Source organism: Spirosoma fluminis, assembly GCF_054778895.1.
Map to the genome: position 1 here is coordinate 93,848 of NZ_BAAGZD010000015.1, position 25,052 is coordinate 118,899.

Sequence of the window (25,052 nt, forward strand, 5' to 3'; positions counted from 1 at the left end):
ATGGGTTATTAATTGCCGGCGCCGGTAGCCGTTACGTCCCCGGCCGGCATAAACTGAATGTTAACCACCTGCATGATTACCTGATCGGCAGCGGCCTGTGGGTTTTTGAACACGAAATAGACATTGTGCATACCCGTTGTGGGTGTAAGTGTGGCCATCACTTTTTGCGACATCCGGCGCTGCATGGTAGCCCGATCGGGCTGACCAGCCGGAGTAACCGTCGACGTACTGGCCGGCGTCGTTGCTGAGGCTGTTGCCGGGCGTTGTGCGGTGGCTGCTGTCGGTGGAGCAGGATTTGCCACTTTAACGGGAGTCGTTTTGCCGATCAGCGGACCGGTTGGCGAATCGAGGTGTACTTCGACTGTACCGCCAAGGGCTCCTACCCGACTCGTTGCCTGCGCTAAGAAGTCAATCTGGCCAATGTCGGTCAAATCAATTTTGTTGTAGCCGATGTACGAGTCATTGCCAATGGTCAGGAAGGACTTACTCGGGGTAATGGTGAACTGCGTACTTTTCTTTTCATCGGCATCTTCGGGCAGCACTTCCGGATTACGCAGGATGATGATACTTTCCGACGAGACAGGCTTCATGACTTTGGTGCCCCGGTCGGTATAAGACGCCCGTAACGCAAACCCGCCTTTACCGTTTTCACCCTCCGGTATTTTTGGCATGAAGCTGCCCTGCACCGGATACGTTTTGGCGGCCATGGGCTTTTCGTCGAGGCTCATGATGTAGTTAACCATGGCCGTAGCGTCGGAATTGGTCAGTTGCGGGTGAGCGCTCATAGAGTGATCGCCCCAGACACCGCCCCCACCGCTGATCACTTTCTTCGCCAGCCGGTCGACCGCGGCTGCATCAGTTTTGTATTTTTTCGCTACGTCGACATAGCTTGGCCCTACTGACTTTTTGTCGATCATGTGGCAGGACTTACAGTCGTTCTGGTTGATAAGCCGCTGGCCAGTGGCGTAACGCGCTACAGTTTCAGTGCCCCGATGATTCTGTGCGACCTCGATAGGATCGAATCCTTCGGGCAGGTAATCGATACTAACCGCTACCTGAGCCGGTGCAATTTTATGAGTAGCCAGGCTCCCGTCTTCTATATCACTCACCCGAACGGCGTAGTCGATAGGGCGATTCGGAAAGAAGAACGACTTGTTGCCTTTCCTGATGTCGAAGGAGACAACCGGCGGCTCATTTCCGGCTTTAATCTCGATGGATTTGCTGCTTTTTGCGCCCTTCGCGTCGGTCACCGTCAGCGTCGCCTGGTACACGCCCGGCTTGTCGAACGTAACGTTTGGATTTGCCTGCTTCACCGTTCGGGCAGGGGTTGTTTTCGACGTAATTTTCCAGCTATACGTTAACGCATCCCCGTCGTAGTCCTTGGTGCCGTTGGCGGAGAGGGCAACGCTGAATGGAATGGCTCCGCCCGTTTTGCTGGCGGACGCCTGCACCAGCGGTGGTCGGTTGCCGCCATTGTATTCGATCTTCACAATGCGGGCATTATCATTCCCCCGGAACCAGGCACTGCCGTATTCCAGTACGTAGAGATCACCATCGGGCGAGAACTTCATGTCGATGGCACTGCTGAAGTTTTCGTTGGGCAGAAACGGCTCCATCGACTTGTAGTTACCTTGCTCATCGAGCGTTACAGCCATGATCCAGCCCCGCATAAACTCCACGATTAACCACTTTCCTTCGTAGTAATCCGGAAAAGCGCGTTTGGCGTTTTTAAAATCAGCTTTGCGGAACACCGGCCCACCCGTAGCGCTACGTCCCGACCGACCAACTAGTGGGAATTCGGGGGAGTTTGCGTAGGGATACCAGATCATCGCTTTCTGCGCGGGTGGCAATTCCGTTAACCCGGTGTTGCTCGGTGAGCGGTTAATCGGCCGGGCCGGATCGTAAGCTGAACCTGCTTTGCCAGCCGCAAAATCGTAATACGAATATGCTTTATTGTCGCCAATCAGGTAGGGCCAGCCGAAGTTACCGGGCCCTTTGGCCTGGTTAAACTCGTCGTACCCACGTGGCCCACGCCCCGTAGAGTCGACGCTCGCATCCGGACCAACCTCACCCCAGTAGATGTAGCCGGTCTTGCTGTCCATCGAAATCCGCCAGGGGTTCCGATGGCCCATGGTGTATATTTCAGGGCGGGTTTTGTCGATACCCTTTGCAAACAGATTCCCGTCGGGAATGGTGTACGTACCGTTGGCTTCGGGATGAATGCGGATGATTTTACCCCGCAGGTCATTGGTGTTTCCCGACGATTTCTGCGCATCCCACGGCCCACGCCCTTCGCGCTCGTCGATGGGGTTAAACGGCGTATCGCGCGGGGACGTATTGTCGCCGGTCGTCAGAAACAAGTTGCCCCGGTCATCGAACATCATGCCTCCGCCCGTATGGCAGCACTGCTCACGCTGGGTCGGAATTTCGAGCAGCACTTTCTTTGAACTCATTACCAGTTCGTCACCTTTCAACTCATAACGCGTCAGGACGTTCTTAGCCACATCGCCAGGTTCTGAGTAATAGAGATAAATCCAGTGGTTCTGCGCGAAATTTGGGTCGGTTACAATACCCAAGAGACCATCTTCGGCTTCGGTAATACGTCCGTCTTTAGCCGTGTACTTCGTGTTGACGGGGATGTTGGCAATCACCGACATATCTTTAGTGGCTGGATTGTAGGCTTTCAACACGCCTTTCCGTTCGACGATCAGGATTCGCCCGTCGTTCAGAAACGTCATTTCCATCGGCTCATCGAGCTTTTCGGCCAGCACAATCTTGGTGAAGCGATTCTCTTCGGGCTTATCGCCGGGGGGTGTCTGCGCCGGGCGCGACGACAGCAGTCCAATCGTTACCAGACCCAGCAGCGCCATTCGCGACACGGGGTGGCTAGTCAGTACATTCAACATCATAGGTTAGCTACTTATTTTTGGCTTACTACCCGACTTGGTTACGCTACGCGCAGAGAATCAATTGAGCACAGCTTACCCTGCCCAATTTACCCACCTACGAAGGTGCAACCAGAGCGTTAATTCCAAAAGTGAACGTAGCGGAGTGCCGGGTTTTTGCAACCGAATGCGGCTAATCCGGGGCTGAATATCCTGTAATACTTGGGGTATAGTCGCTTAAAGAAGTCACACGCGGTCAACCTGGGTTAGCGGTGTCGCTCCACCCCGACCTGTTCGCAAAATTCTAAAACGGGGCAGGTGGAACAATGCGGTAACGTACCGGTGCAGATGTGTTTGCCAAAGGGCATTAACAGCCGATTGATGTTCACCCATTGCTCGTGAGGCACCTGAGCTTCCAGTACTTTCAGGGTTTGTTCGGGCTGTTTGGTCTGTACGTATCCCCACCGGTTAACGACCCGATGCACATGAACATCTACGCTGATGGCAGCCTGTCCGGTAGCCACACCCAGCGCCAGGTTGGCACATTTCGGGCCGACACCTTTCAAGGAGGTGAGTGTAGTGAAATCGGCCGGGAGTTCGCCGTTGAACTCATTGACAATCCGCTCGGCAATGCCGTGCATGGTATAGGCTTTCTGGTCGAGATAAGTAGTGCCGTAGAGCAGATTCGTCAGCGTCGGGATGTCTAACGCCAGCAGTTGTTCGGGCGTTCGGGCCGCTTCAAACAAACGTAACGAAACGGGAATCGTGGTTTCGTCGAGGGTTCGGATCGAGACGATACAGGAGATGAGCTGCTCGAACAAAGTGCCGTAGCCCCGTTCGGCCAGCTCGAACATAGCGGCTTTCGGGTACGGTTTGATGGCTTCTTCAATACGGGCAAGAACAACGCTGAGGTCAAAATTCGGCTTCATAGGTAATCGTCTGTGGTCAATGAGCAGTCCGTTGGTTGTATAAACTATTCAAACCACAGAATGACTACGCATTGACCACAAATGACGATTGAAGGCGCCCCTACACCTTTACGACCACCATCTCGACGCGTCGGTTTTCGGGCCGTTCCTTCAGGCTTTTATTCGTGTTGATGGGTCGCGAAGGACCGTAGCCAATAGTTTCAATACGTCCGGCGCTGATGCCTTTGCTGACCAGGTATCGTTTCACTTCGTTCACCCGATTTCGGGAGAGTTCAACGTTCGCATCGAAGTCGCCAACGGTATCGGTATGGCCTTCCAGCCGGATATTCAGGGTCGGATTCTCCTGCATAACCGTTACCAGTCGATCCAGTTCCGGGAACGACTCCGACTTCAGGTCATATTTCGAGACATTGAAATAGATGTTCTTCAGCGTAATCTTGGCCCCGGTTTCAATGGGCACCAGATTGAAGTCGCGCGTTACGTCAATGCGGTTGGTGGCCAACGTATCGCTCTGGCTGAAATAGCCTTTCGCGGATGCGGTTACCGCATACACGCCCCGCCGGTCAATGGGAATGGTGTAGTTGCCGGTCGGGCTATTGCTGCGGACGGAATCGGCAGGGTCGTCGCCCGAAGCTTCGGCACCGGACAGTAACTGATACGTAACGGTTGCGCCGATTGGCTTCTTCGTTCGGGCGTCGCGGGTGATTCCGTTGATGGCAATAGCAGTTGTTGTTGGGGCGGGTGCGGTCTGTGGCTGGGCTGGTGCCGGGTCAGTACCCACACCGGGCGAGTTGCGCGGTGTGTAGCGCGGCTGCTGGGTTTTGGGCTGCACGGGCGCAGGCTTTGGCGTCCGCTGTGCATACGTATCCTTGGGCTTCCGAAGCGGGTTGATGATATGAACACCCCAAAAGTTAAAGCAAACGTATCCGCTACCATCCTTGCATTCAAAGAGATCGAACGTAGTGAAGCCGGGGTCAATCCGTTCGAAATAGGCCACAAAGTCAACCCGTTCGCCCGGCTGGACCCGACGGCGGGTTTCGGCGGGTATATTTTCGGCCCGCACGAATTTATAGGACCGCTCCCCCTGATTCACGTACAGTCGGGATGTCGACTGGAAGCCAATGTTACTCTCATTGATTTTAAACTCCCGCCCGTTTGGCATCGGAAACAGTTCACCCAAGGGATTGGACCGAGCCTGAAATTTCATGTAGATAATGGTGTACTGGCTGGTCAACTCCACGCGCTTTATGGCGACGTCGCGGTCGTTGACATCATCCACGCGTGGATTTTCGGTTGTGTACTGCACCTGCGCCCAAACGGGTTGGGTTAACAGCAGTACAAAGTGGAAGAGAAGTAATCGAGCGTTCATGGTCGTTGTCTACCTGGCGTTGCAGTAACGTTTAGACAATAACTAGTATTGGATGGTTTAAGCTTGATTTATAGCGTTTTTGTTAGATTTTGAACAGAACAAAAGATGTTCGACTCCCGGTCGACTTTTTCTCGGCCTTAAACCTGAGCGAATCCATCCTGATCCTGCTTACCGGAAGCCAGCGACCCCTACCGAAGAAATAAAAGTAGGCGCGAAAAGGGCAAATCACAGGCTTATAGATTTATAATTTTTCCAGTATATTATCCTATTGTTAACTTTTTAAAATTATTACTTTCTACCTTATTTTCCATATTTAATTTGGCCGAGCGCACATATAACAGGCCATCGTTTCACTAGAGAATAACTTATGTTAGTACTATTTGTAGACAGTTCTTTTATTACATTTGCCTATATTGCATTTTTACAATTTTGATCTTTAATAACCATAAACTAACGAGTATGAAAAAACTCCTACAGGCCAGCTTTCTGTTAGTACTGTTGATAACACAGAGCGGTTATGCGCAGAGTCGAATTATTACGGGTAGGGTCACCTCGTCTGACGATGGCGCTGGCCTGCCGGGTGTTTCCGTTGCCGTTAAAGGCCAAACGCAGGGAACACTCACCAACGAAACCGGCGATTACCGGCTTTCGACCAGCGAAAATGCTACGCTTGTTTTCAGTTTTATTGGCTTTACGTCAACCGAAGAGAAGGTAGGTAATCGTTCGACGATTAACGTCGTGCTGAAGTCGGACGTACGAAACCTGAACGAAGTAGTGGTAACCGGATTCGGCGCGCAGATCAAGCGCGACCTGACGGGCAACATCGCTAAGGTAAAAGCAGCCGACATTCAGGATCAGCCCGTTACTACGTTCGATCAGGCCTTGCAGGGTAAAGCCGCCGGGGTGCAGATCAACGCCGGTTCGGGTAAACTGGGTCAGGGAATTCAGGTGAACGTGCGGGGTCAGTCGTCGGTTTCGGCGTCGAATCAGCCCTTATACGTTCTGAACGGTATCCCGATCACAACGGACAACCTGAGCTTCATTAACGCAGCGACCAACCCCCTGACCGACATCAATCCCCAGGATATTGAGTCAGTCGAAATTTTGAAAGACGCTTCAGCCGGAGCGATCTATGGTTCGCGGGCGGCAAACGGCGTGGTACTGATTACCACCAAAAAAGGAAAAGCCGGCCGCACAAACGTTAATTTTGGCGCGCAGTACGGCTCCAGCAAACCAACGCGGAAACTGGATTTTCTGAATACGAGTCAATACGTCGATTTCTACCGCCGGGCCGCTGCCAACTCCGACCGTATCGACGGACTTGACCAGAGCGATCCGGATTCGTATACGTCCTACATCAACGGGTATATCGACGCGCAGTCGCTGGGTACCTTTGGTACACCTAACCAGGCTAGCACCAACTGGGGCGATCTGGCTTATCAGGATGCACCGTATCAGCAGTACGACCTGAACGTAAATGGCGGCAACGAAAAAACGTCGTTTTACCTGTCGGGGCAGTTGCTGGATCAGAAAGGTATTTTGATTGGGAACGCCATCGAACGCTATTCGGGCCGACTCAACATTGATCACCAGGCTTCGAACCGGCTTCGGATTGGCTTCAACATGGGTCTGACCCGGACATTGAACCACCGACTTTCCAACGATAACCAGTTCGACAACCCGATGCAGATGGTGGCCCTGCCCCCGATGACGCCTTCGAAAGACCCCGCAACGGGCCTGCCGGTCGGTACTCCGCCGGGCGACTTAAGCATCCCGGTTTATTATAATCCGCTGATCAACATTGGCAATGCGTATTACAATACGACCGTTTATCGTAACATCAGCAATATCTACGGTCAACTGGAGATCCTGAAAGGCTTGACCTTCCGCAGTGAGTTCGGTCTGGACGTTCTGGACCAGCAGGAAGAGTTGTATTACAACAGCAAAACCCAGCGAAATTTCAGCGCTCCACAAGGTGTTGGGCAGAACCGGTTTGTACGGGTAGAAAATTATACGACAAACAACTTCTTTACGTATGGCACCACCATTGGCCGCCAAACTATCGATGCTACGTTGGGGATGTCGTACCAGCAGTCACAAACCAAAACAAACTTTATCGAAGGCCGCGATTTCCCGTCTGACGCTTATCGTCAGATTGCCAGTGCAGCCCGGAAAACCGATGGCAGCTCAACGCAAACCGACTACCGGTTCCTGTCTTACTTCGCACGGGCCAACTATAAGTTTGCCGATCGCTATTTGTTAGGTCTGAGCGCCCGTATTGACGGTTCGTCGCGGTTCGGCCGGAACAGCCGTTATGGGTTCTTCCCGGCGGTTTCGGCGGGCTGGGTTCTGACGGAAGAGGAGTTCCTGAAGAATACGCGCAGCATCAGCTTCCTGAAACTACGGGCCAGCTACGGGCAAACCGGTAATGCCGAAATTCTGAACTTCCCGCAGTTAGGTCTGTACACGGGTGATGCCAGCTACGGTACGCTGCCCGGTCAGCGGCCTTCGCAGTTAGCGAACCCCGATCTGAAATGGGAAACCACGAACCAGTTCGATATCGGTATTGATTTCGGGTTCCTGAACAACCGCATCAACGGCGAAATTGACTACTACGACAAGCGGACAAGCGGTCTGCTGCTGAACGTTAACGTGCCGGGCACAACGGGTTTTGCTACGCAGTACCGTAACGTAGGTGGCCTGCAGAACAAAGGGTTCGAGCTGGTAATCAACTCCGATAACGTAGTGGGTGCTTTCCGCTGGAGCACCAGCCTCAACGCATCGACCAACCAGAACAAGATCACGAACCTGCAGGGTCAGATCATCGAAGGAGGTATCAACGCCATGAGCCGCGCCGTAGAAGGCCAGCCACTGGGTGTTTTCTTCACGCAGGAGTACGCCGGTGTTGACCCCGCCAACGGTGATGCGCTCTGGTACAAAAACACGCCAAACGCCGACGGAACGGTTGACCGCAGCACAACGAATGTATATAGTCAGGCGACGCGGGTTGTGGTGGGCAGCCCACTGCCGAAGTGGACGGGCGGTATCACCAATACGTTCAGCTATAAAGGCATCAGCCTGAGCGTCTTCTTCAACGGTGTATTCGGCAAGAAAAACAATTTCTACGGCGTAGGCCGTTACTCGTCGGCAAACGGCCGGTTTGAAGACAACCAGACGGTGAATCAGTTGGCCGCCTGGACGCCCGAAAACCCAAATACCGACGTACCGGAAGCCCGCTTATATTTCAACAATGGCGCGCAGTCATCCAGCCGCTTTGTTCTCGACGGTTCATTTGTTCGCTTACGTACGGTGACCCTGTCGTACAACCTGCCTAAGACGCTGATCAACAAGGCTAAGCTGAATACGGTTCGCCTGTTTGTTTCGGGTCAGAACCTGCTCACGTTCACGAACTACGCAGGCTGGGACCCCGAAGTTAACGCCGATTACATTGTGTCGAACATTGCGCAGGGGTACGACTTCTACACGGCTCCCCAGGCACGGACGATTACGGGCGGTATTAACATTGGTTTTTAATCTAGACGCATTCTCAATCATGAATTCATCCATAAAATATTGGTTTGTAGCCGGAGCGGTGACTGTACTGGTTACGGCCTGCGACAATCGGCTGGACGTTCAGCCAACGCAGAGTATTGAAGCCAGCCAGGCGCTGAACACCGAGCAGGACGTACAGATCACGCTGACGGGGGCTTATGACGGGTTAAGCGACGTCAATTTATACGGCGGAGGCATTCAGTACATCGGAGATCTGGTCGGTGACAACCGCGACGTCGTCTTTGGGGGTACGTACGCGACCGTCGACGAAGTATGGCGTAAGGCCGTTACCACGTCCAATACAATTGTTCGTGACTTTTGGCTTGATGGCTATAGCACCATCAACCGGACGAACAGCGTTTTGGAGGCATTGCCTAAAGTATCGGCGGCCAACCGGGCCAGCATCGAAGGTCAGGCCCGCTTTATCCGGGGTTCGTTGTTCTTTGAGTTAGTGAAAGCGTTCGCCAAGAGCTGGAATGATGGTACTCCTGCTTCCAACCCAGGTGTTCCGCTCGTGCTGACGTCTACATCAACGGTGACTGAAGCCGATAATCGCGCCCGGAACACGGTTGCTGAGGTCTATGCGCAAGTGCTGGACGATCTGACCAAAGCCGAACAACTGCTTCCGGCCACTCAACCGGGTGGTAATGGTTTCGCCACGAAAGGTGCGGCTGCCGCTCAGTTGTCCAGGGTTTATTTGCAGCAGCAAAACTACGCGGCTGCCCGCGACGCGGCTAACCGCGTAATTACGTCCGGCACCTATAGTCTGGCACCTAATTTCGCAGATGTGTTCAACGACGCCACCAGCGGCTCAGAGATGATTTTTAAGATCATCATAACCGATCAGGACGGCATTAATGACCTCAATACGTTTTACGCGTCTTCGCTCAATCAGGGCCGGGGTGACGTACGGGTGCAATCGAAATTCCGGCAGCTCTACGAAGCCGGTGACGTACGCGGTCAGTTTTTCAATACGGCTACGAACAACACATTTACCAGCAAATTCAACGACCAGTACGGCGACGTTCCGGTGGTTCGGCTGGCAGAGATGTACCTGACCCGCGCTGAGGCCAATTTCCGGTTGAACACCAGCGTCGGCGCGACTCCGCTCGAAGACGTCAATCTGATTCGTAACCGCGCGAAAGCGGCTCCGCTGGCGTCGGTTACCCTGAATGCAATCCTGCTGGAGCGCCGACTCGAACTGGCGTTTGAGGGTCAACAACTAGCCGACGTAAAACGGACAGCAGGTACGATTGGCACAACAGCTTATAATGCCAACAACCTCGTGTTGCCGATTCCGCAACGCGAGATTGATACGAACAAAAGCCTGACGCAAAATCCAGGCTACGGTTTATAACGTTCAACTCCTTTTACGCAAACCGGTCAATCCCTGGGTGATTGACCGGTTTGCGTTGTGATAGGGGTAAAACAAATAATCTTTACTGTACTGTTAAACAGCCCTATAGTCTATCAGTTTTTATTATCCCGACGCCAGGGGCAGGCAGCCGGAATAACAAAAGTCGACTCTGTGGCTCAGATGCTCCTCTATAATTCAACTTAAGCTACAACTCAATACGGCCTGGAAGGTATTAAACCGTTGACGTTCCATGAGTTGCCCCTCACGTTCAAGCAATAAAACAGAAGGGGCTGGTTATTAACCAGCCCCTTCTGTTTTATTGCTTCACGATACGTTTTCGGAAGACCTGTTCACCGATTCGCACCTCGACGAAGTAAACTCCGCCCGGTGCGGATCTTAAGTCTAACGCCTGCTGGAACGTATCGCCCGTTTTCTGATGCTTCTGCTGGAGCATCTGCCTTCCGGACAGATTGAGTACGCTGAGCGTTAACGCGCCCCGCTGTGGTCCGCTGAGCGATACGGCCATCTGCCCGTCCGTTGGGTTCGGCGTTACCATGAACGATTGATCGACCGACGAGGGATTGGCGGTTACGGTTCCGCCCCGGACGTACACCTGCACAACCGCCTGGCTGGCGCAAAGATCCAGACCCGATCCCGACACAGTATAGGAGGTCGTTTGCGTTGGCTGGGCGATTACCTGCGGTCCCAGCGTCGTATTCAAGCCGGTTCCGGTCCAGTTGAATACGCTGGCTCCGCGCGCATTCAGCGTAACGGTTTCGCCCGGATTAATAAAGATCGACGAGGTCGCCACCTGTACTGACGACTTCATGCCGATACGGGCCGCAATATTGTGCGCTACGTTCAGCCCCAGGCTATCGGCGTAGCGAAGCCAGTCTCCGCGGTTGTTCTGCCGCCAGGCGGTGGCAAACACCGATTCACCATTCTGCGTCGTCACCAGAGCCACCGTATCACCCGAAGCATACGGCAACGTAATGCCAACGTGGAACGGCAACCCGCTAACGGGTACATTCCGATCGAACGTAACGGTGGTTGGACGATTGTTGGCTACATCCTCAAGAATAACACGCAGGGGAACATCTTTCTGCTCCAGAATAGCCCCCGGACCATTCTGAATACCCCGGCCGTTCCAGACCGTTACGGTAACGACGGACTCGGTGGCGGCCCCCTGTGCGGCCTTGGCAACGCCAAACCTCAATGATGCCCCGGCCAGATTACTATAGCCAAGCGAGTTGTCGAAGAACTCCGATACCGCCCGCGAGCGGTGACTGTTTTGCCCGGCGACGTACCCCGTTCCGTTCGCTTCCCGAAGCACCGTTGGCGTACCGTTAAAATTCGTCAGGTCAGCACAAAGTCCCTGATTCAAGACTTCGATGTATTCCGTACGGATCAGCGGGTCCGACTGTCCGACACTATTGTAGGTGACTAGCGTTACTTTAAACTTGCCTGGTTGAGTATATGTAACGGTCGGATTCTGCTCAGTTGACGTGGAAGGTGTTCCGCCTTCAAACGTCCACTCCCAGCGCGTTGGGAAACCGCCGGATAAATCGTTGAACCGGACCTGACCACCCAGTAATACCCGTTGGGTTTCGGCCCGGAAATTGGATTGCGGCCGGGTAACCACCAGCGTACCGCATACGTTGGAAGTCAGCAGGCTCGTCCGCCGGGGGCTCACGTCCATCACGGCCCGTATTCTGGCTTTCTGATCCAGCGTGAAAATATTCATGCAGACATCGTCCGAATAGTCCATGTAGTTCTGAACCATGTTCGTGGTTCCGCAGCTGACGCGGCCAACCTGACAGCCGCGGCTTTCAGACGCCTGCGGGGGCGTATCACCACAGAAGTCGTCGCCACAGTTCGTATCGCCCCAGATGTGCCGCAAGCCCAGCCAGTGACCTGTTTCGTGCGTTAGCGTACGGCCCAGGTTATAGGGAGCTTCCATAACGGGGAAGTTACCTTTCGATGCGTTCCCGAATGAGCGGTAATAAATGACGACGCCATCGGTACTGGCCGGTCCGGCCGTTGGAATACCCGGCAGACTCGACTGACTCGGGAACTGAGCGTATCCCAGGAGCCGTTCGGACGTAGCGAAATCGACGACCCAGACGTTGAAATACTTGTCGGGATTCCAGTACGTACTCGGCTTCAGTACCCCTTCGATATCATCCTTGGTCCAGTTTGTCTTGTTGCCATTTACGCGGTCAATACCCGGCTCGGCCATGGTACGGCCCTGCCGGTCGACAGAGGCCAGGCAAAATTCGATCTCAATATCGGCCCCGAGCGGATTGTCATTAAATCCTTTCGTGCCCGGTTTCCGGCGAAAGTCTTCGTTCAGGGTAGCGAGCTGAGCCTGCACCTGCGCCTGGCTGATGTTACGTCCCACGCCGACAGCTTCGCCGTTGTGTACGACGTGCACGATAATCGGAATGGTGATGACAGTAGCCGCGGCTCGCCCAGAGGCCATTTTGGCTTTTATATCAACAATTCTTCGTTTCAAGTCCCGCTCGAAGTCGTTGAGCGTTCCCAGTTGCGGATAGCGGGCGCGCAGCAAGCTATCCATTTCCATCGTAGCGCACTGTTCCTGCTTGCGGGGCGGTATCTGCGCCTGTAACGCGGAGAATGTAATGACGCACAAAAACAGGCTAAGTAGTAATCGGAACATAGGCCTATTGAGAAATTGAATTAAACGTAAACCGGTAGCTGGCGTCAATATCAGGGAAATAGTATTCAATCGTCAGCGACCGATCCGTCAAGGTTTTAATTGTCCAGGGAAATTTGCCGCCCAGAATATCCAGGTAAAACTCCAGCGACGCGTTGGCGTTAACGAGCGTCCAGGTATCCGTTACGTAAATGTCATTGGCATCGGCTGTGCACTTCGACGCGCCCTCGCCAATCTCGAATGTATGCTGTTCATCGGCGTAGAACGTATACAGGTCATCCGTCTGGCATGTCTGCTGAAACGGTATTGCCCCTGTCCCCTTTCCTTCATCAAGGATCTGATAGGATACCAGCCGCCAGGACTTTTTAGTCGTACCCGTCAGCAACTGAGAATAAGTGACGGGCTTGGGTTCGATTCGTTCTGAACAACCACCCAGTAACCACCCAAGCAGGACCGGAACCAGTAGTAAGCGTATAAATTGTCGCATAATCGCCATGCTTTAATTCTTAGTAGTGGTGTTATTGGGGGAAGTACGTCTGGGTAAAGCGAAGCGTCGTATCGCGGAACGTTCGCACCGTATCACGAATCATCGTGATCCGTACTTTGGCCTGAAGGTTCAGCGTGATCTGGCGGTTACGGGGATTCCAGGCACCGGTACCGCTGAGTGCCCCGTCGTCTCCCAGAGCGGTATTGACCTGCTCAGGCACCGTCAATGAGTTATCCCCGTTGTCGATAAAGACTAAGGTGGGCTTTTCGGCATTGAACGAAAACAAGGTGTTGTCCCCAACAACCGCCAGGTTCGTCAGCCCAATGTTCCAGTTGCTCACGCTGTACTGCTTACAATCCGTACTGGTTATGGCAATGTTGGCGACCGACGCATTGCCTCCGTTCACCACCCCGGCTCCGGTGTAGGTGCCTCCTAACAAACAGTCATCCTGAATCGTGACCGTAAGCTTCTTGCCGACAACTCCTTCCCGCCCGAAGCCGACCTGCAAGGAACTGGGTTCTACGGACGTTAACGTAAAGACGAGCGACTGCGATTCCAGGATGTTATTGGCGTTGTTGATCAGCTTTAACTTGATCTCGCCAAAGCTCTTGTTAGCCGGAATGACCACGGTGCCTTTGACACCTTCAATCGAATAGTCTTTTCCTTCCCGAGCCGATCCGCTGATGGTGTAATTAACGGTGATCGGCTGATTCAGAATCGGCCCCGCGTTGTGCACCCGGACCGGAATAATGGGGCTGTAGCTTTCTTTGTACGTTAGCGACGAATCGGTGAAGCGCACAAAATAAGGCCCCTGAAAGGTTCGGTCTAAATCCTGTTCTTCGCAGCCAATGGTAAGCCAGCCAACCGCAACGATGGGAACCAGCCTCATTAGCCAATATCCCATTCGTTTCATCTGCCGGTTGTTGAGTATCGTATTCATACGGACAATATCTGTGATTCGGTTGGAGTTAATAACCCGGGTTTTGCTGGCCTTTCAGGGCCGTATTCTGTTGAATTTCGGTTTGCGGAATGGGCCACAGTTCATAGCGCGAATTCCAGTTTGGCGAGAAAGCCGTCATCACGGCCTGAGCCCGACCCGTGCGTACAAGGTCATACCAGCGCTGGCCTTCAAACGCTAGTTCGTACACTCGTTCTCGCTCGACCGCCAGCAGAAGGTCGGCCTGATTGGCATTGGCAACGGCCGGTGCTTTGGCGCGGGTACGCAGTACGTTCAGATCGGCCACGGCTCCATCGGCACCGGTGAGCTTGCCTTGCTGCGCCCTGGCTTCCGCCCGGATGAGGTACATCTCGGCCAGCCGAATCAGCACAATGTTGTTATTGTCTTCCGACGCGGTGCCGTACTTGGCTACCGTCCAGCCGTTGTCGTTACCCCGCAGATTTTGGGCGTTGAAAGTAATAGTCTGGTTACGTGTCCCTGATTCATTCGACACGAGCGCGGCTACAACCTGATTGGAAGGAATGACCTCCCGACGGCCAACCAAGAGGTTATTGAGCGCAAAATTACCGGTCCCCGGGTCGTCGCTCAGGCTATACCCAACTTCCAGGATGGATTCCTGCGTGAAATCGCGGGTAACTACATCTATGTAATTCGGCAGGAGACTATAGACGCCCGAGCTAATTACCTGCGTAGCGAGTTGTTCGGCCTGCGCCCAGTTTTTCTGGTATAGATATAACCGGGCCAGCAGCGCCCGACACGTAATCCTGTTCAGATACGTAGCGTTGGTCGTTACGTTAGTCGATCCGGCCTCTACACCCGGCAGGTCGGCTAAGGCAGCCTTCAGGTCGGCTTCTACAGACGCCAGTATGGTTGCTTTGGGCGTACGGGGAATCGTGCGGTTCGTAGCCTGATCGGTCGTTGTCACCTGTGGAATATCGCCATACGTATTCACCCCGATAAAATTGGCGTAGCCACGCATGAACCGCGCTTCGGCCGTGACCTGTTTACGGGTCGTTTCGGGCACACCACTCACCTGCGGCAGCTTTTCCATAATGAAATTGGCGACGTAGATCGTGCGGTACAGGCTTCCCCACAAGGCCCCAACGGCTCCGTTGGTGGCCGTGATCTGCTTGGTCGCCAGTTCCCGATAGTCGGTAAAGGTGCCGTTATGCTGAATGTAATCAGCGGTAAAATCTCCGGCAATAATCGTCGGCGAAGCGGTACCGCGCAGGGCGCTGTACATACCGATCCGAACGGGCTGAACGTCGGCGGGTTCATTTAATACCAGATTGTCAACCAGGAGTGCCACCGGCTTAGGTTCCAGAACCTCCCTGCAGGAAGCCAGCCCAACCAGCAACAACACTGTACAATATCTTAGGAATTGATTCATGGTAAAACGGCTAGAATTTGACTGGTCCTGACTTAAAAACCGATTGTCAGACCAGCTAGTACGGTTTTGATTTGTGGAAAGGTGAATAAATCAATGCCCTGCGCTGCGGTTGACCCGTCGAGCGTACTCACTTCTGGATCGGGGCCGGAATAGCGTGTGTACGTGAACAGGTTAGTCGCCGATGCATAGACCCGTACGTTTCCAATCTTGTATCGGCTAACAAGCTTTTTAGGCAGGTTATACCCAAGAGTTACATTCTTCAACCGTACGTACGATCCATCTTCCAGAAACCGGCTGCTGAGGTAGTTGTTGTAGGTGTTCTGGTAAACGTATCGGGGTACGCTCGTGATATCCCCTTCTTTACGCCAGCGCTGCAGGGCTTTCCGACTCTGGTTGTTCTGCAAATCTGCCCCAGAATTTAGTAGCGTGGTATTTGAGAAATTCAGAGTACTGTTGCCATACGAGAACTGCACGAATGCACTCAGGTCGATGCCTTTCCAGGAAACCTTGTTGGTGAGTCCGCCAAACAATTTCGGTTGGGCATTCCCGATGACCTGGGCATCGTCGGGGGTGATGCGGCCGTCGCCGTTTTTGTCTTCGTAGATCGCGTCGCCGGTGGCGGGGTCAACACCCAGAAACTTCAACCCCCAGAACGTACCGAGCGGCTGACCAACTAAGATGACGTTAGTATTACTAACCCCATTACCAGCATACCCACGGAAGATCGGTTCGGTACTGGCCAGTTCGACGACCTTGTTTATGTTGCGCGACAGATTCAGATCCGTGTTCCAGCGAACTGGCCCGTCGACGTTCACGGTCGAAATGGTGAACTCCAATCCCCGGTTCGAGATTTTGCCGATGTTCCCCTGAAGGGAGGCAAAACCGGTAGTCTGCGGAATGGGTTGGGCGAACAACAGGTTATCCGTTACGTTGTCGTAGGCATCGACCGTCAGGCTAATCCGCCCGTTGTAGAACGAAGCGTCAAAGCCAATATTGGCTTCGCGGGTGCGCTCCCATTGCAGACCGGGATTGGCCAAAGCCGCCGGGCCCACCCCCGTCGATCCGCTGTAGGTAGTCGACGCCCAGGTGCCCAGAAACAGGAAGTCGCCAATCCGCTCATTCCCCGTAAAGCCATAACTGGCGCGCAGTTTAAGGTCGTTCAGGAAGCGGAACTGCTGCATGAATTCCTCACCGGAGAGACGCCAGCCCACCGAAGCCGACGGGAACAAGCCAAACCGACGATTCTGCCCGAAGCGCGACGATCCATCGTAGCGGGCGGTTATCGTAGCGAGGTATTTGTCGCTATAGTCGTAACGCACCTCCGCAAACGTAGACACTAACCCGCTGTTGGTGACCGACGAGGAACCCTGATCCACGATACCGGCGGAGGCAATGTAGGTGAAATCATCGCTTGGGAACAACCGGCCCTCTACATAGCCGTTCCGTTCGGTACGCTTTAACACCTCAAAACCGGCCAGGGTGCTGAAATGATGCTTTTCGGCCAGTTGAAAATTATACGTTAACGTATTGGTGTTGATGAAAGTCGACAGGCCTGAATTGATGTATACGCCGTACCCTTGTCCACCCACGCTGGGCAGAAAACCACCAATCGCCGTAGAGGCCGGTTCAAAGTTATCTTCGGTAATGTTGTTGTAATCAATACTAACTTTCGAGCGGAACCGCATGTTCGGAATGATTTCGTATTCCGCATAGAGCCCGCCGAGAAGTTTATCCGTATAGCTTACGAATCGGGGCAATACGGCCTGGCCCACCGGATTAAAGTTCGGAAAACCGGGGTAGTTCGGGCTACTGGGGACGTATAGCTTTCCCTGCTCATCGTAGGGGGAGTAATAAGGCAAGCTTTTTACCGCCCCGGAGTAAACACCATCGAGAAAATTGTCGCCTTTAACTCGCTTGTTTTCAGCGCGCGACAACGTAATGTTCGTGCCGAACGAAAGCTTCGCATTGGCTTTATGGTCGAGTTTCAGTTGGCCAGTGTAGCGGGTAAAGCGATTGTTCAGTTGAACGCCTTCTTCATCGCGCATATTCCCGCTGATGTAAAATTGGGTCCGGTCGTTTCCGCCCTGGGCGGCCAGTTGATACTGCTGGTAGATTCCTTTTCGAAGTACGGCATCTACCCAGTCGGTGTTTATACCATCCGTAACGCCTTTAACCAGGCCCAGCTGATCGGGATTCAGGCCCGCGTTCGTGACGGCCTCGCGCTGCAATTCCAGCAATTCGGTCGAATTTAACAGGTCCGGGCGACGCGTTACGTCGGTCATGCCGCGCTGCACATCGGCCGTAAAGGTTGTTTTCTGATTGGATTTGCCGCGTTTAGTCGTGATCAACACCACACCATTAGCCGCCCGTGAGCCGTAGATTGCCTTCGCCGACGCATCTTTCAGGATCTGGAACGACTCGATATCGTTCGGGTTAAACATGGCCAGGGCATTGTCGGTCTGCCCGCCAAACTCACGCGCTGACAGCGAACCATCTTCTACCGGTACGCCATCCACAATAAACAGCGGGCGGTTGCTGGCTGATATAGACGTATTGCCCCGAACGCGAACGGTCAGGCCACCACCGGGCGTTCCCGACGACTGCGTAACCTGCACGCCAGCGGCCTGCCCCTGCAGGGCCTGATCAAAGCTGGCAACTGGAATGTCCTTGAACTTTTCGGGCGATACGGAAGCAATCGAGCCGGTAATGTCTTTCTTCTGGGTTGTGTTGTAACCGGTTACAACAACCTGGGTCAACTCATTGATGGCTTCCTGCATCTGCACGTTCACCACCGTGCGATTGCCAACGGCGACTTCCTGAGCGACCAGGCCAATGGAGGTAAGCACAATAACCGCGTTGTTTCCGGGTATGGCCAGGCTGTAGTTACCGTTGGCATCGGTACTTACGCCATTCGTGGTTCCCTTAACAACAATATTCACACCGGGCAAAGCCTGGCCGTCCTGAGCAGACGTGACCCGACCCGTTATCCGCTGGGTCTGAGCCAGCAATATTGCTGGCAGCAAAGCCAGCAGGACTCCGCAAACAAAGACGTAATAGTTTCTCATGTACAGGTTTATGGTCCAAACAAAATCGTTTAGCGTTGCTCTATTTCTTACCTTTTACTGACGGGGAAAAGCCATACAAGATAATAGTTTCTAAACGAAAAAATATTCTGATCTTATATTCAGTCGTCAAGCATTTTCTCAGCGTGTCGTTCATGGGACGCGCGGGTGCCGATCCACCATATCCGTCAACAGCTAGCCAACGAACCGATACCAGTCGTATTTAGTGGGTTATCTCTCCTTTATAAACGCAGCGAAGCGGCTCCAATTTGGACTGGAGCCGCTTCGCTGTATGGGTAAATGCTACGTACTGACTCTGCTTGTTACTTCGGATTTTTGATGGGCGCACTGTTAGCCGCTGGCGGGTTATACGCTACCTCATTATCGGGGACATCCCAGTAGTCGAGAAAGTTGTAGTTGATGGTGGCCTTCGTGCTCACCTTACCCGCCTTATCCACGACCACCGCCCCTTTGCGACCTCCGCCTTTGCTCACGTCATCGATTACGCCCCACCGGCGGGCATCGTAGAACGACAGGGCACGAAAGGCCAGAGCAACGCGTCGCTCTTTGCGAAGTTCTTCTTTGGCCGCGTCTGCCGACAGACCCGACAGGGAAGCCAGACCGGCCCCCTGATACGTTCGTACGGCGTCGATAGCGGCCAGCCCACCAGCTACATCACCAGTATAGATTTTCGCTTCTGCCTTCATCAATTCGTTTTCCTCGTAGGTGCTCGACAGATACAGCTCATAGCCACCCACATCCTGGTTGGTCAGCACAACCGTACCGGCCATACCTTTTCCTTTGTTCACCAGCTGCCAGCGCGTATTGAACGAGTTGCCGCGGTCAGAGTTGAAAATGCCCGGAGCGGCCAGTTGGGTAAAATTGTTCGCCAGTCGTTTGTCGCCCGCGGAGAAGTCCTGAATCAGGCGTTCGCTCACTTTATACGTAATGGAGCCGACAGCGCCCGTCGATTTAGCGGCCAGGTTGCCATCTACGTTGCTGAAGAAATCGCCATTCGCGTTCGAGCGGCCCGTCAAAACATTATCCGTCGCCTGTACGCCGTCGTTGGTAAGCGTCAGAATCTGTCCCCACTGCGCGGCCGTCATGGTTTTGGCGGTGGTGTTCACCAGAATGTTACGTGCCTTCAGGGTATTGATGGTTCGTTTCCACATATCCGGGCTCATGATAGCGCCTTTACCAACCCGGTTGTAATCGGCGATTAAGCCCGACATGATGCCATCGTAGGTAGCGTCTTTCGTTAATCCACCAAGCAGTGCAACGACCTGATCGAGGTTTTTGGTGGCTTCATCGATGATTTTTTCTTTGGCCACGTACGTTCCGTTCGTCACACCAACTTTGTCGTTGATGATTCCGGCGAAATAAATCGAGCCAATGCGCGAATAGGCATACCCTTTCCAGAAATACGCCCAGGCCTTCACCGTATTTTTCTTCGCCGTCGCTACAGCAGCCTCTCCTGAGAACGTGGTTTTATCGGCAATCTCAAGCACCGAATTCATCGACGTAATGATGTTGTACATATACGCCCATTCAAAATACGTAGGGTTAGCACCCGCGTTGGCATTCACATTAACGGTACGTAACAGACCTATCTGCGTCGGCACCGAACTCGGGTTGTTGACGCGGGTACCGTCGTCGAGCAGCACGTAGTCGGGCATGCCGATCTGGTTACCGTACTGGTTGGCCGCTTCTTCCCCGACGATGTCGCCCATCAGTTCGTGAAAGCCCATCGCCCCCGTCCAGAAGCGACCCGGTACGCCATCGTAGTATTTTAACTCTTTGAACCCACTTACGTACACGCCCCCCTGCGCCAGCGAGATTACGCCCGACTCCGTGGCCGCGCTTCCCGGTGTGGGCTGATTGGGATTTTTAACGTCCAGTTGTTCCTTACAGGCGCCCATGCCCACGATCAGCAGGGTGCTATAGACGAATAGTTTGGTCTTATTCATTAGATATATCGATAAAGAAAGCAGCCGGGCCAGCCATCAGCTGACCGTATTCGTCTGCGGTCAGTTATTTAGAAAGTAATGTTCAGCGAAGCCTGGTAGGAACGTAGATTAGGCATCGTGTTGTGGTCGGTTCCGCGGTCCCAGGCGGAGTTTTCGTTGCCGGTTGTGCTGCCCGAACTCACTTCGGGGTCCATACCGGTGTATTTGGTAAAGGTCAGCAGGTTACGCCCCGACACCACCAACTGCGTCTGTTTCAACACCGGAATCCGCAGGAATTTCGAGAAGTCCAGTCCCAGCGAAATGTTACGTAACCGCAGGTACGATGCATCTTCGTAGAAGTAATCTTTGGTACCGTTGTTCGCTCCCGCCTGATAAACACCCCGGTAGAAGGCCGTCCAGGCACCGGTTTGACCATTGATGGTGATCGGTTCGGCATAATCGCTGGAGATACCGTCGCGGTATAACCACGATTTCGTTTGGTTGTAGATATGACTGCCGTACACCCAGTCGAACTGGAAGCCCAGCGTAACGATGCCGCGGTAGCTGATGTCGTTAATGAACGAGGCATTGAAGATTGGGTTGGGGTCGCCAAAGCTGTACTGGGCGGAGCTGAACAGCGGCTGTTTGGTCGTTTTGTTGACGACGTATCCGTTACTGGCGACCTCATAAGCTGGCTTCTGGGCTTCGGTTAAGGCGGGTTTACCATCGGGCAGAATCTGGTCGAGCGAACGGATCGCCATGAACCCGAATAACTGACCGATTTTCTGACCTGCTTTCAGGACGTAGTTGGTGCTGCCAGCGGCCGACGTAACCACGATCTCACCGTTTCCTTTGACGGCCGTAATCTCGGAGGTCTGGCGACCAAAGTTGGTCGTGAAATTCCAGGTAATGTCGCGCCCTTTGTAAACTGTCGTATTCAGCGAAAACTGTAACCCGTGTGATGCCAGCGAGAACGCATTGTCTTTCAAAGTACCCTGCCCACTCGACGGGGCTACGTCGACGTCATAAATGGCGTTATCGGTATTCCGTTTCCAGTAATTGAACGAGAAATTCAGCCGGCGCAGCCAGTCACTGCCGCCCCCGTTGACCGTGAAATCCGTACCGATTTCCAATTCGCGGGATACTTCTACACCCAGGTCCGGGTTGCGCTGCGCCGGATCGTAGTAGAATACGTTGCTGCTTCCCAGCGTGCGGGTGCTCAGGGTTACGTACCGGTCGAAGGGCTTGGGCTGAATACCAGCTTCTCCGTAGGCTGCTCTGATTTTAAACTCGGGGATTACGCTGCCGAGCGTACTATTCTGCCAGAACGCCAGCGACGAAGGCCGGACGTAAGCCGAACCGCGGGGGAACGTAAAGGGCGTGGAACCCCGGCCGAAAGCCGACGAATAATCGCTGCGGAATCCACCCGATACGCCCGCTAGCTCACCGAAGTCGATGGTTTGGTTCACCAGATACCCGTACGTAATGAACGGTTCGGTGTAGTCCCGCTGCACGCGGTAGTTTGAGCCCTGCGCGGCCGTGAACGGTGCGTAGGTCGGCAGGCCAGTCGCGTAGGTCCAGTATTCTTTATAGTTATTGCTGCGGTAATCGAACGCCAGCTGCGTCGACGTAGTAATGGGTACGTTCAGTTTAAAATCGTTCTGGAAATCAGTCCTGATTATCGCCTGACCCAGGAAGTTCTGGAACAGGGTCGTGTAGTCGAAGTTATCGATCTCGCCCGTAGCGTTTGTCGCGTAAGTGGATACGTAGTAGTTCGGATTGGCAATAATGTTCTGGTTCAGCGTCTGATTCGGGTACGTCCGGCGCGTCGTTTCACGCTGGTAGTTCAGCCCGTATTTGGCGTTCAGATCCAGAAACCTGAAGGGCTTATAGTCCAGCTCAAAGCTCTGGATGATGTCGACCTTGTTGCTCAGGTTGTTCCGGTACTGGCTCCGGTAGTTGGGGTTAAACCCATTTACCCCGGCCGCACTGCCGTAATATGCAGCGTAGTTACCGTCCGCATCTTTAAAGTCATAATCGGCGAACGGGCGTGTGTTGTTCAGCGAGTACAGCGCGTCGCGGTCTGAGTTTTTCAGCCCGTTGCGGGTGTAGGCCAGCTGCGTAATCGTTCGGAACGTCAGGTTTTTAGCCAGTCCCAGGCCGATGTTTGCCACCAGATTCGACCGGTTAAATTCGCCGTTGTTTTTAAGCGTACTGGTCTGGTGATTATTCGAGGCCGAAAAGCTGTAATCCGTCTTGTTATTCGCGCCCGAGATGTTGATCGAGTTGTTGATCGTGTGCGACGGAATGAAGAACATCTTGAAGTGATCGTAATACTTCAGGTTCTGATCGTAGGGCTTGTTGGCGTTGCTGTTGACGTCGAGCGCGTTATACTGTACGTTATCGCTGAACGTTCCATTGGCTTCATTGAACGTAATGGGCTTGCCGTTAGTCGCGATAACCACATTATTGGCATCCGTCACGAACGCGTGCTTGTCGGCCTTGCGTACATTACCAATGTTGAGGTACGTATTTTCGGCGTAACTGTTCGACACGCTGACCCGTAATGGGCCATCTTTGCCCCGCTTGGTGAACAGTTGAATTACCCCATTGGCACCCTGCGCACCGTAGATGGTAGCGGCTGCCGCTCCCTGCACGACTTCAACCCGCTCAATATTGCTCAGATCGATCGTATTCAGATCGGTAGCGCCTACCTGTACACCGTCCATCAGGACAATAGGCGCGGTTCCGCGGTTCACCGTGTTGATCCCCCGGAGCAGGATGTTGGCGCGGGCTCCCGGCGTACCGTTAGGACTGGTAATCTGCGCCCCCGCGATTTTACCCTGCAGCGCCTGGTCGATAGAAGCCGTTGGGGCCTGCGGCAGATCTTTAGCCGAAACCGATTCGACGGCAATACCGAGTTTAGCTTTGGTCGTTGCCACCCCCGTACCGGTTACCACAATTTCAGAGAGTTGACGCGCGTCGGCAACCATCTTCACATCAATAACTGCCTGACTGCCGACTTCAACTTCCTGCGAGGCAGCTCCAACGAAACTATACGTTAATTTCCCTCCTTTTTCGGGGATCGACAGGGCATAGTTTCCGCCCGCATCCGTGGTCGAGCCTCTCGTTGTTCCTTTCAACACCACCGACACACCCGGCATGGCCGAACCATCTTCTGCCGATGTCACCTTACCGGTAACCTTACGTTCCTGAGCCCATACAGGCCCCCAGAGTGAGCAGAGCAACAGCAAACTCAACGATAGAATTCTACTCATACTAATTTCTAATTTAGATTAAGAAAACAAGTCATTATCTCAAAAGTATTTCTTTATTCAATCAATACAAAATTTTGATTTTAACAGTTTTACCAAAATATATTCTTATTTACTGATATAATACAAAATATAATATTAAATGCAATTTTATGACCTTTAATTTATATTGTTAAGTAATTGTGCCTATGTGTTTAAAGTAAACCAGGTAAAAAAATTATGGAGATAATACTGTTTTACCTGTCGACGCTTAGAAGTAAGATTGAGATACGGCCATAAAAAACGCCAGGCATTCCTGCCCGGCGTTCATGTGTTGTCTTGCGGCTATGCGGCTTACATCGTCTGTATAGTCGGCTGTTCAAGACATTTTTCGATCTGATCGGCCATCGACCGCGTATGCTGGTAGCCAATTCGGAACAGCTCACGCGCCTTGCTGATGTCGGTGGTAGTGTACTGGGACAGTTGGGGGGGCTCAATCAATACGTTGCATTTGGCAAACCGATCTCTGGTCTTGCTTTGCACGGCCAGCACCAGGCTGCGTTCAATGACGCCCCGCATGGAGGTGATGGGCTTTCGCGGACCCAGTACGTTACAGTGCGAGCCGATCAGAAAATCAACTTTGTTTTCAATAACATCAACGGGCAGGTTGTTCAGAACCCCTCCATCTACGTATTGACGCTTGTTGATGAGCATCGGTTCAAAGATGCCGGGCAGGCAGCAGGAGGCCAGAACGGGCCGGATCAACTCACCCGTATCGAACACAACCTGCTCCCCGTCGTTCAGATCAACCGCAACGACGTGCAGCGGAATCTGTAAGCCTTCGAACGTATCGTGCGGAATATATTTCCGGTATAAATCAACGATGGTATCCAGCCGGAGCAGCCCCATGCGGTTCCAGGCTGGCCGGATGTGGCGAACGAACGACGACGATTCAATGATTTTCAGGCTTTCGTCGGGCGAGTATCCCTGGGCCAGCAGGGCGCCGGTAATGGCTCCCGCGCTGGTTCCGGAAATCTGGGCGAACGTTAGCCCCATCTCCTGCAATGCTTTGATGACGCCCAGGTGGGTGATTCCGCGGGCGCCCCCACCCGATAACACTAAACCAATTTTCATAAAGCCTTTGCTTGTCGTTGCTTGATAACGGCCCGTTAAAACGTTTAGTTTA

General features: G+C 53.3%; 13 protein-coding genes. 2 read left to right on the top strand and 11 right to left on the bottom strand.

Going from position 1 to position 25,052, the window contains the following annotated elements:
* Positions 1–8: 8 nt before the first annotated feature.
* From ACYVBJ_RS17905 to ACYVBJ_RS17915, 3 genes are all read right to left on the bottom strand, one after another.
* Entirely contained in the window at positions 9–2,909 is a 2,901-nt protein-coding gene (locus tag ACYVBJ_RS17905; RefSeq protein WP_460983675.1) for a PQQ-dependent sugar dehydrogenase, read from the bottom strand.
* A gap of 242 nt (positions 2,910–3,151) precedes the next feature.
* Positions 3,152–3,814, bottom strand: a complete 663-nt coding sequence (locus ACYVBJ_RS17910; RefSeq protein WP_460983676.1) for an endonuclease III domain-containing protein — start codon at positions 3,812–3,814, stop codon at positions 3,152–3,154.
* Between the two features lie 100 nt (positions 3,815–3,914).
* Entirely contained in the window at positions 3,915–5,183 is a 1,269-nt protein-coding gene (locus ACYVBJ_RS17915; protein ID WP_460983677.1) for an OmpA family protein, read from the bottom strand.
* Positions 5,184–5,642: 459 nt separating this feature from the next.
* On the opposite strand from ACYVBJ_RS17915, the gene ACYVBJ_RS17920 reads away from it, so the two are divergent.
* Both ACYVBJ_RS17920 and ACYVBJ_RS17925 read left to right on the top strand, forming a co-directional pair.
* On the top strand, positions 5,643–8,717 hold the full coding sequence (locus ACYVBJ_RS17920) for a SusC/RagA family TonB-linked outer membrane protein (RefSeq protein WP_460983678.1): 3,075 nt from the start codon (positions 5,643–5,645) through the stop codon (positions 8,715–8,717).
* Positions 8,718–8,736: 19 nt separating this feature from the next.
* Positions 8,737–10,092, top strand: coding sequence for a RagB/SusD family nutrient uptake outer membrane protein (locus ACYVBJ_RS17925; protein WP_460983679.1), 1,356 nt, complete (start codon positions 8,737–8,739; stop codon positions 10,090–10,092).
* A gap of 316 nt (positions 10,093–10,408) precedes the next feature.
* Here ACYVBJ_RS17925 and ACYVBJ_RS17930 read toward each other — a convergent pair whose 3' ends face one another.
* The 8 genes from ACYVBJ_RS17930 to ACYVBJ_RS17965 all read right to left on the bottom strand — a co-directional run bounded on the left by ACYVBJ_RS17930 (position 10,409) and on the right by ACYVBJ_RS17965 (position 25,000).
* A complete protein-coding gene (locus ACYVBJ_RS17930) occupies positions 10,409–12,772 on the bottom strand; it encodes a M43 family zinc metalloprotease (protein WP_460983680.1) in 2,364 nt (787 codons plus the stop codon).
* A gap of 4 nt (positions 12,773–12,776) precedes the next feature.
* The gene (locus tag ACYVBJ_RS17935) at positions 12,777–13,256 is read right to left on the bottom strand and encodes a hypothetical protein (protein ID WP_460983681.1); all 480 of its coding nucleotides are present in this window, start codon (positions 13,254–13,256) and stop codon (positions 12,777–12,779) included.
* A gap of 31 nt (positions 13,257–13,287) precedes the next feature.
* Positions 13,288–14,196, bottom strand: a complete 909-nt coding sequence (locus ACYVBJ_RS17940; protein WP_460983682.1) for a hypothetical protein — start codon at positions 14,194–14,196, stop codon at positions 13,288–13,290.
* A 28-nt stretch (positions 14,197–14,224) separates the two neighbouring features.
* Positions 14,225–15,604 (bottom strand): RagB/SusD family nutrient uptake outer membrane protein, encoded by a 1,380-nt coding sequence (locus tag ACYVBJ_RS17945; protein ID WP_460983683.1) that lies wholly within the window; start codon positions 15,602–15,604, stop codon positions 14,225–14,227.
* 32 nt (positions 15,605–15,636) lie between these two features.
* A complete protein-coding gene (locus ACYVBJ_RS17950; RefSeq protein WP_460983684.1) occupies positions 15,637–18,669 on the bottom strand; it encodes a SusC/RagA family TonB-linked outer membrane protein in 3,033 nt (1,010 codons plus the stop codon).
* A 320-nt stretch (positions 18,670–18,989) separates the two neighbouring features.
* On the bottom strand, positions 18,990–20,633 hold the full coding sequence (locus ACYVBJ_RS17955) for a RagB/SusD family nutrient uptake outer membrane protein (RefSeq protein ID WP_460983685.1): 1,644 nt from the start codon (positions 20,631–20,633) through the stop codon (positions 18,990–18,992).
* 68 nt (positions 20,634–20,701) lie between these two features.
* Positions 20,702–23,890, bottom strand: coding sequence for a SusC/RagA family TonB-linked outer membrane protein (locus ACYVBJ_RS17960; protein ID WP_460983686.1), 3,189 nt, complete (start codon positions 23,888–23,890; stop codon positions 20,702–20,704).
* Between the two features lie 330 nt (positions 23,891–24,220).
* Positions 24,221–25,000: a patatin-like phospholipase family protein gene (locus tag ACYVBJ_RS17965; RefSeq protein ID WP_460983687.1), complete on the bottom strand. Its 780-nt coding sequence runs from the start codon at positions 24,998–25,000 to the stop codon at positions 24,221–24,223.
* Positions 25,001–25,052 lie beyond the last annotated feature (52 nt).

What these genes read in the sequence shown, in the direction of transcription:
- ACYVBJ_RS17930 (WP_460983680.1), bottom strand. Translation starts at nt 12,772, where the DNA reads ATGTTCCGATTACTACTTAGCCTGTTTTTGTGCGTCATTACATTCTCC.
- ACYVBJ_RS17920 (WP_460983678.1), top strand. Translation starts at nt 5,643, where the DNA reads ATGAAAAAACTCCTACAGGCCAGCTTTCTGTTAGTACTGTTGATAACA.
- ACYVBJ_RS17955 (WP_460983685.1), bottom strand. Translation starts at nt 20,633, where the DNA reads ATGAATAAGACCAAACTATTCGTCTATAGCACCCTGCTGATCGTGGGC.
- ACYVBJ_RS17945 (WP_460983683.1), bottom strand. Translation starts at nt 15,604, where the DNA reads ATGAATCAATTCCTAAGATATTGTACAGTGTTGTTGCTGGTTGGGCTG.
- ACYVBJ_RS17935 (WP_460983681.1), bottom strand. Translation starts at nt 13,256, where the DNA reads ATGCGACAATTTATACGCTTACTACTGGTTCCGGTCCTGCTTGGGTGG.
- ACYVBJ_RS17960 (WP_460983686.1), bottom strand. Translation starts at nt 23,890, where the DNA reads ATGAGTAGAATTCTATCGTTGAGTTTGCTGTTGCTCTGCTCACTCTGG.
- ACYVBJ_RS17910 (WP_460983676.1), bottom strand. Translation starts at nt 3,814, where the DNA reads ATGAAGCCGAATTTTGACCTCAGCGTTGTTCTTGCCCGTATTGAAGAA.
- ACYVBJ_RS17915 (WP_460983677.1), bottom strand. Translation starts at nt 5,183, where the DNA reads ATGAACGCTCGATTACTTCTCTTCCACTTTGTACTGCTGTTAACCCAA.
- ACYVBJ_RS17925 (WP_460983679.1), top strand. Translation starts at nt 8,737, where the DNA reads ATGAATTCATCCATAAAATATTGGTTTGTAGCCGGAGCGGTGACTGTA.
- ACYVBJ_RS17905 (WP_460983675.1), bottom strand. Translation starts at nt 2,909, where the DNA reads ATGATGTTGAATGTACTGACTAGCCACCCCGTGTCGCGAATGGCGCTG.
- ACYVBJ_RS17940 (WP_460983682.1), bottom strand. Translation starts at nt 14,196, where the DNA reads ATGAATACGATACTCAACAACCGGCAGATGAAACGAATGGGATATTGG.
- ACYVBJ_RS17965 (WP_460983687.1), bottom strand. Translation starts at nt 25,000, where the DNA reads ATGAAAATTGGTTTAGTGTTATCGGGTGGGGGCGCCCGCGGAATCACC.
- ACYVBJ_RS17950 (WP_460983684.1), bottom strand. Translation starts at nt 18,669, where the DNA reads ATGAGAAACTATTACGTCTTTGTTTGCGGAGTCCTGCTGGCTTTGCTG.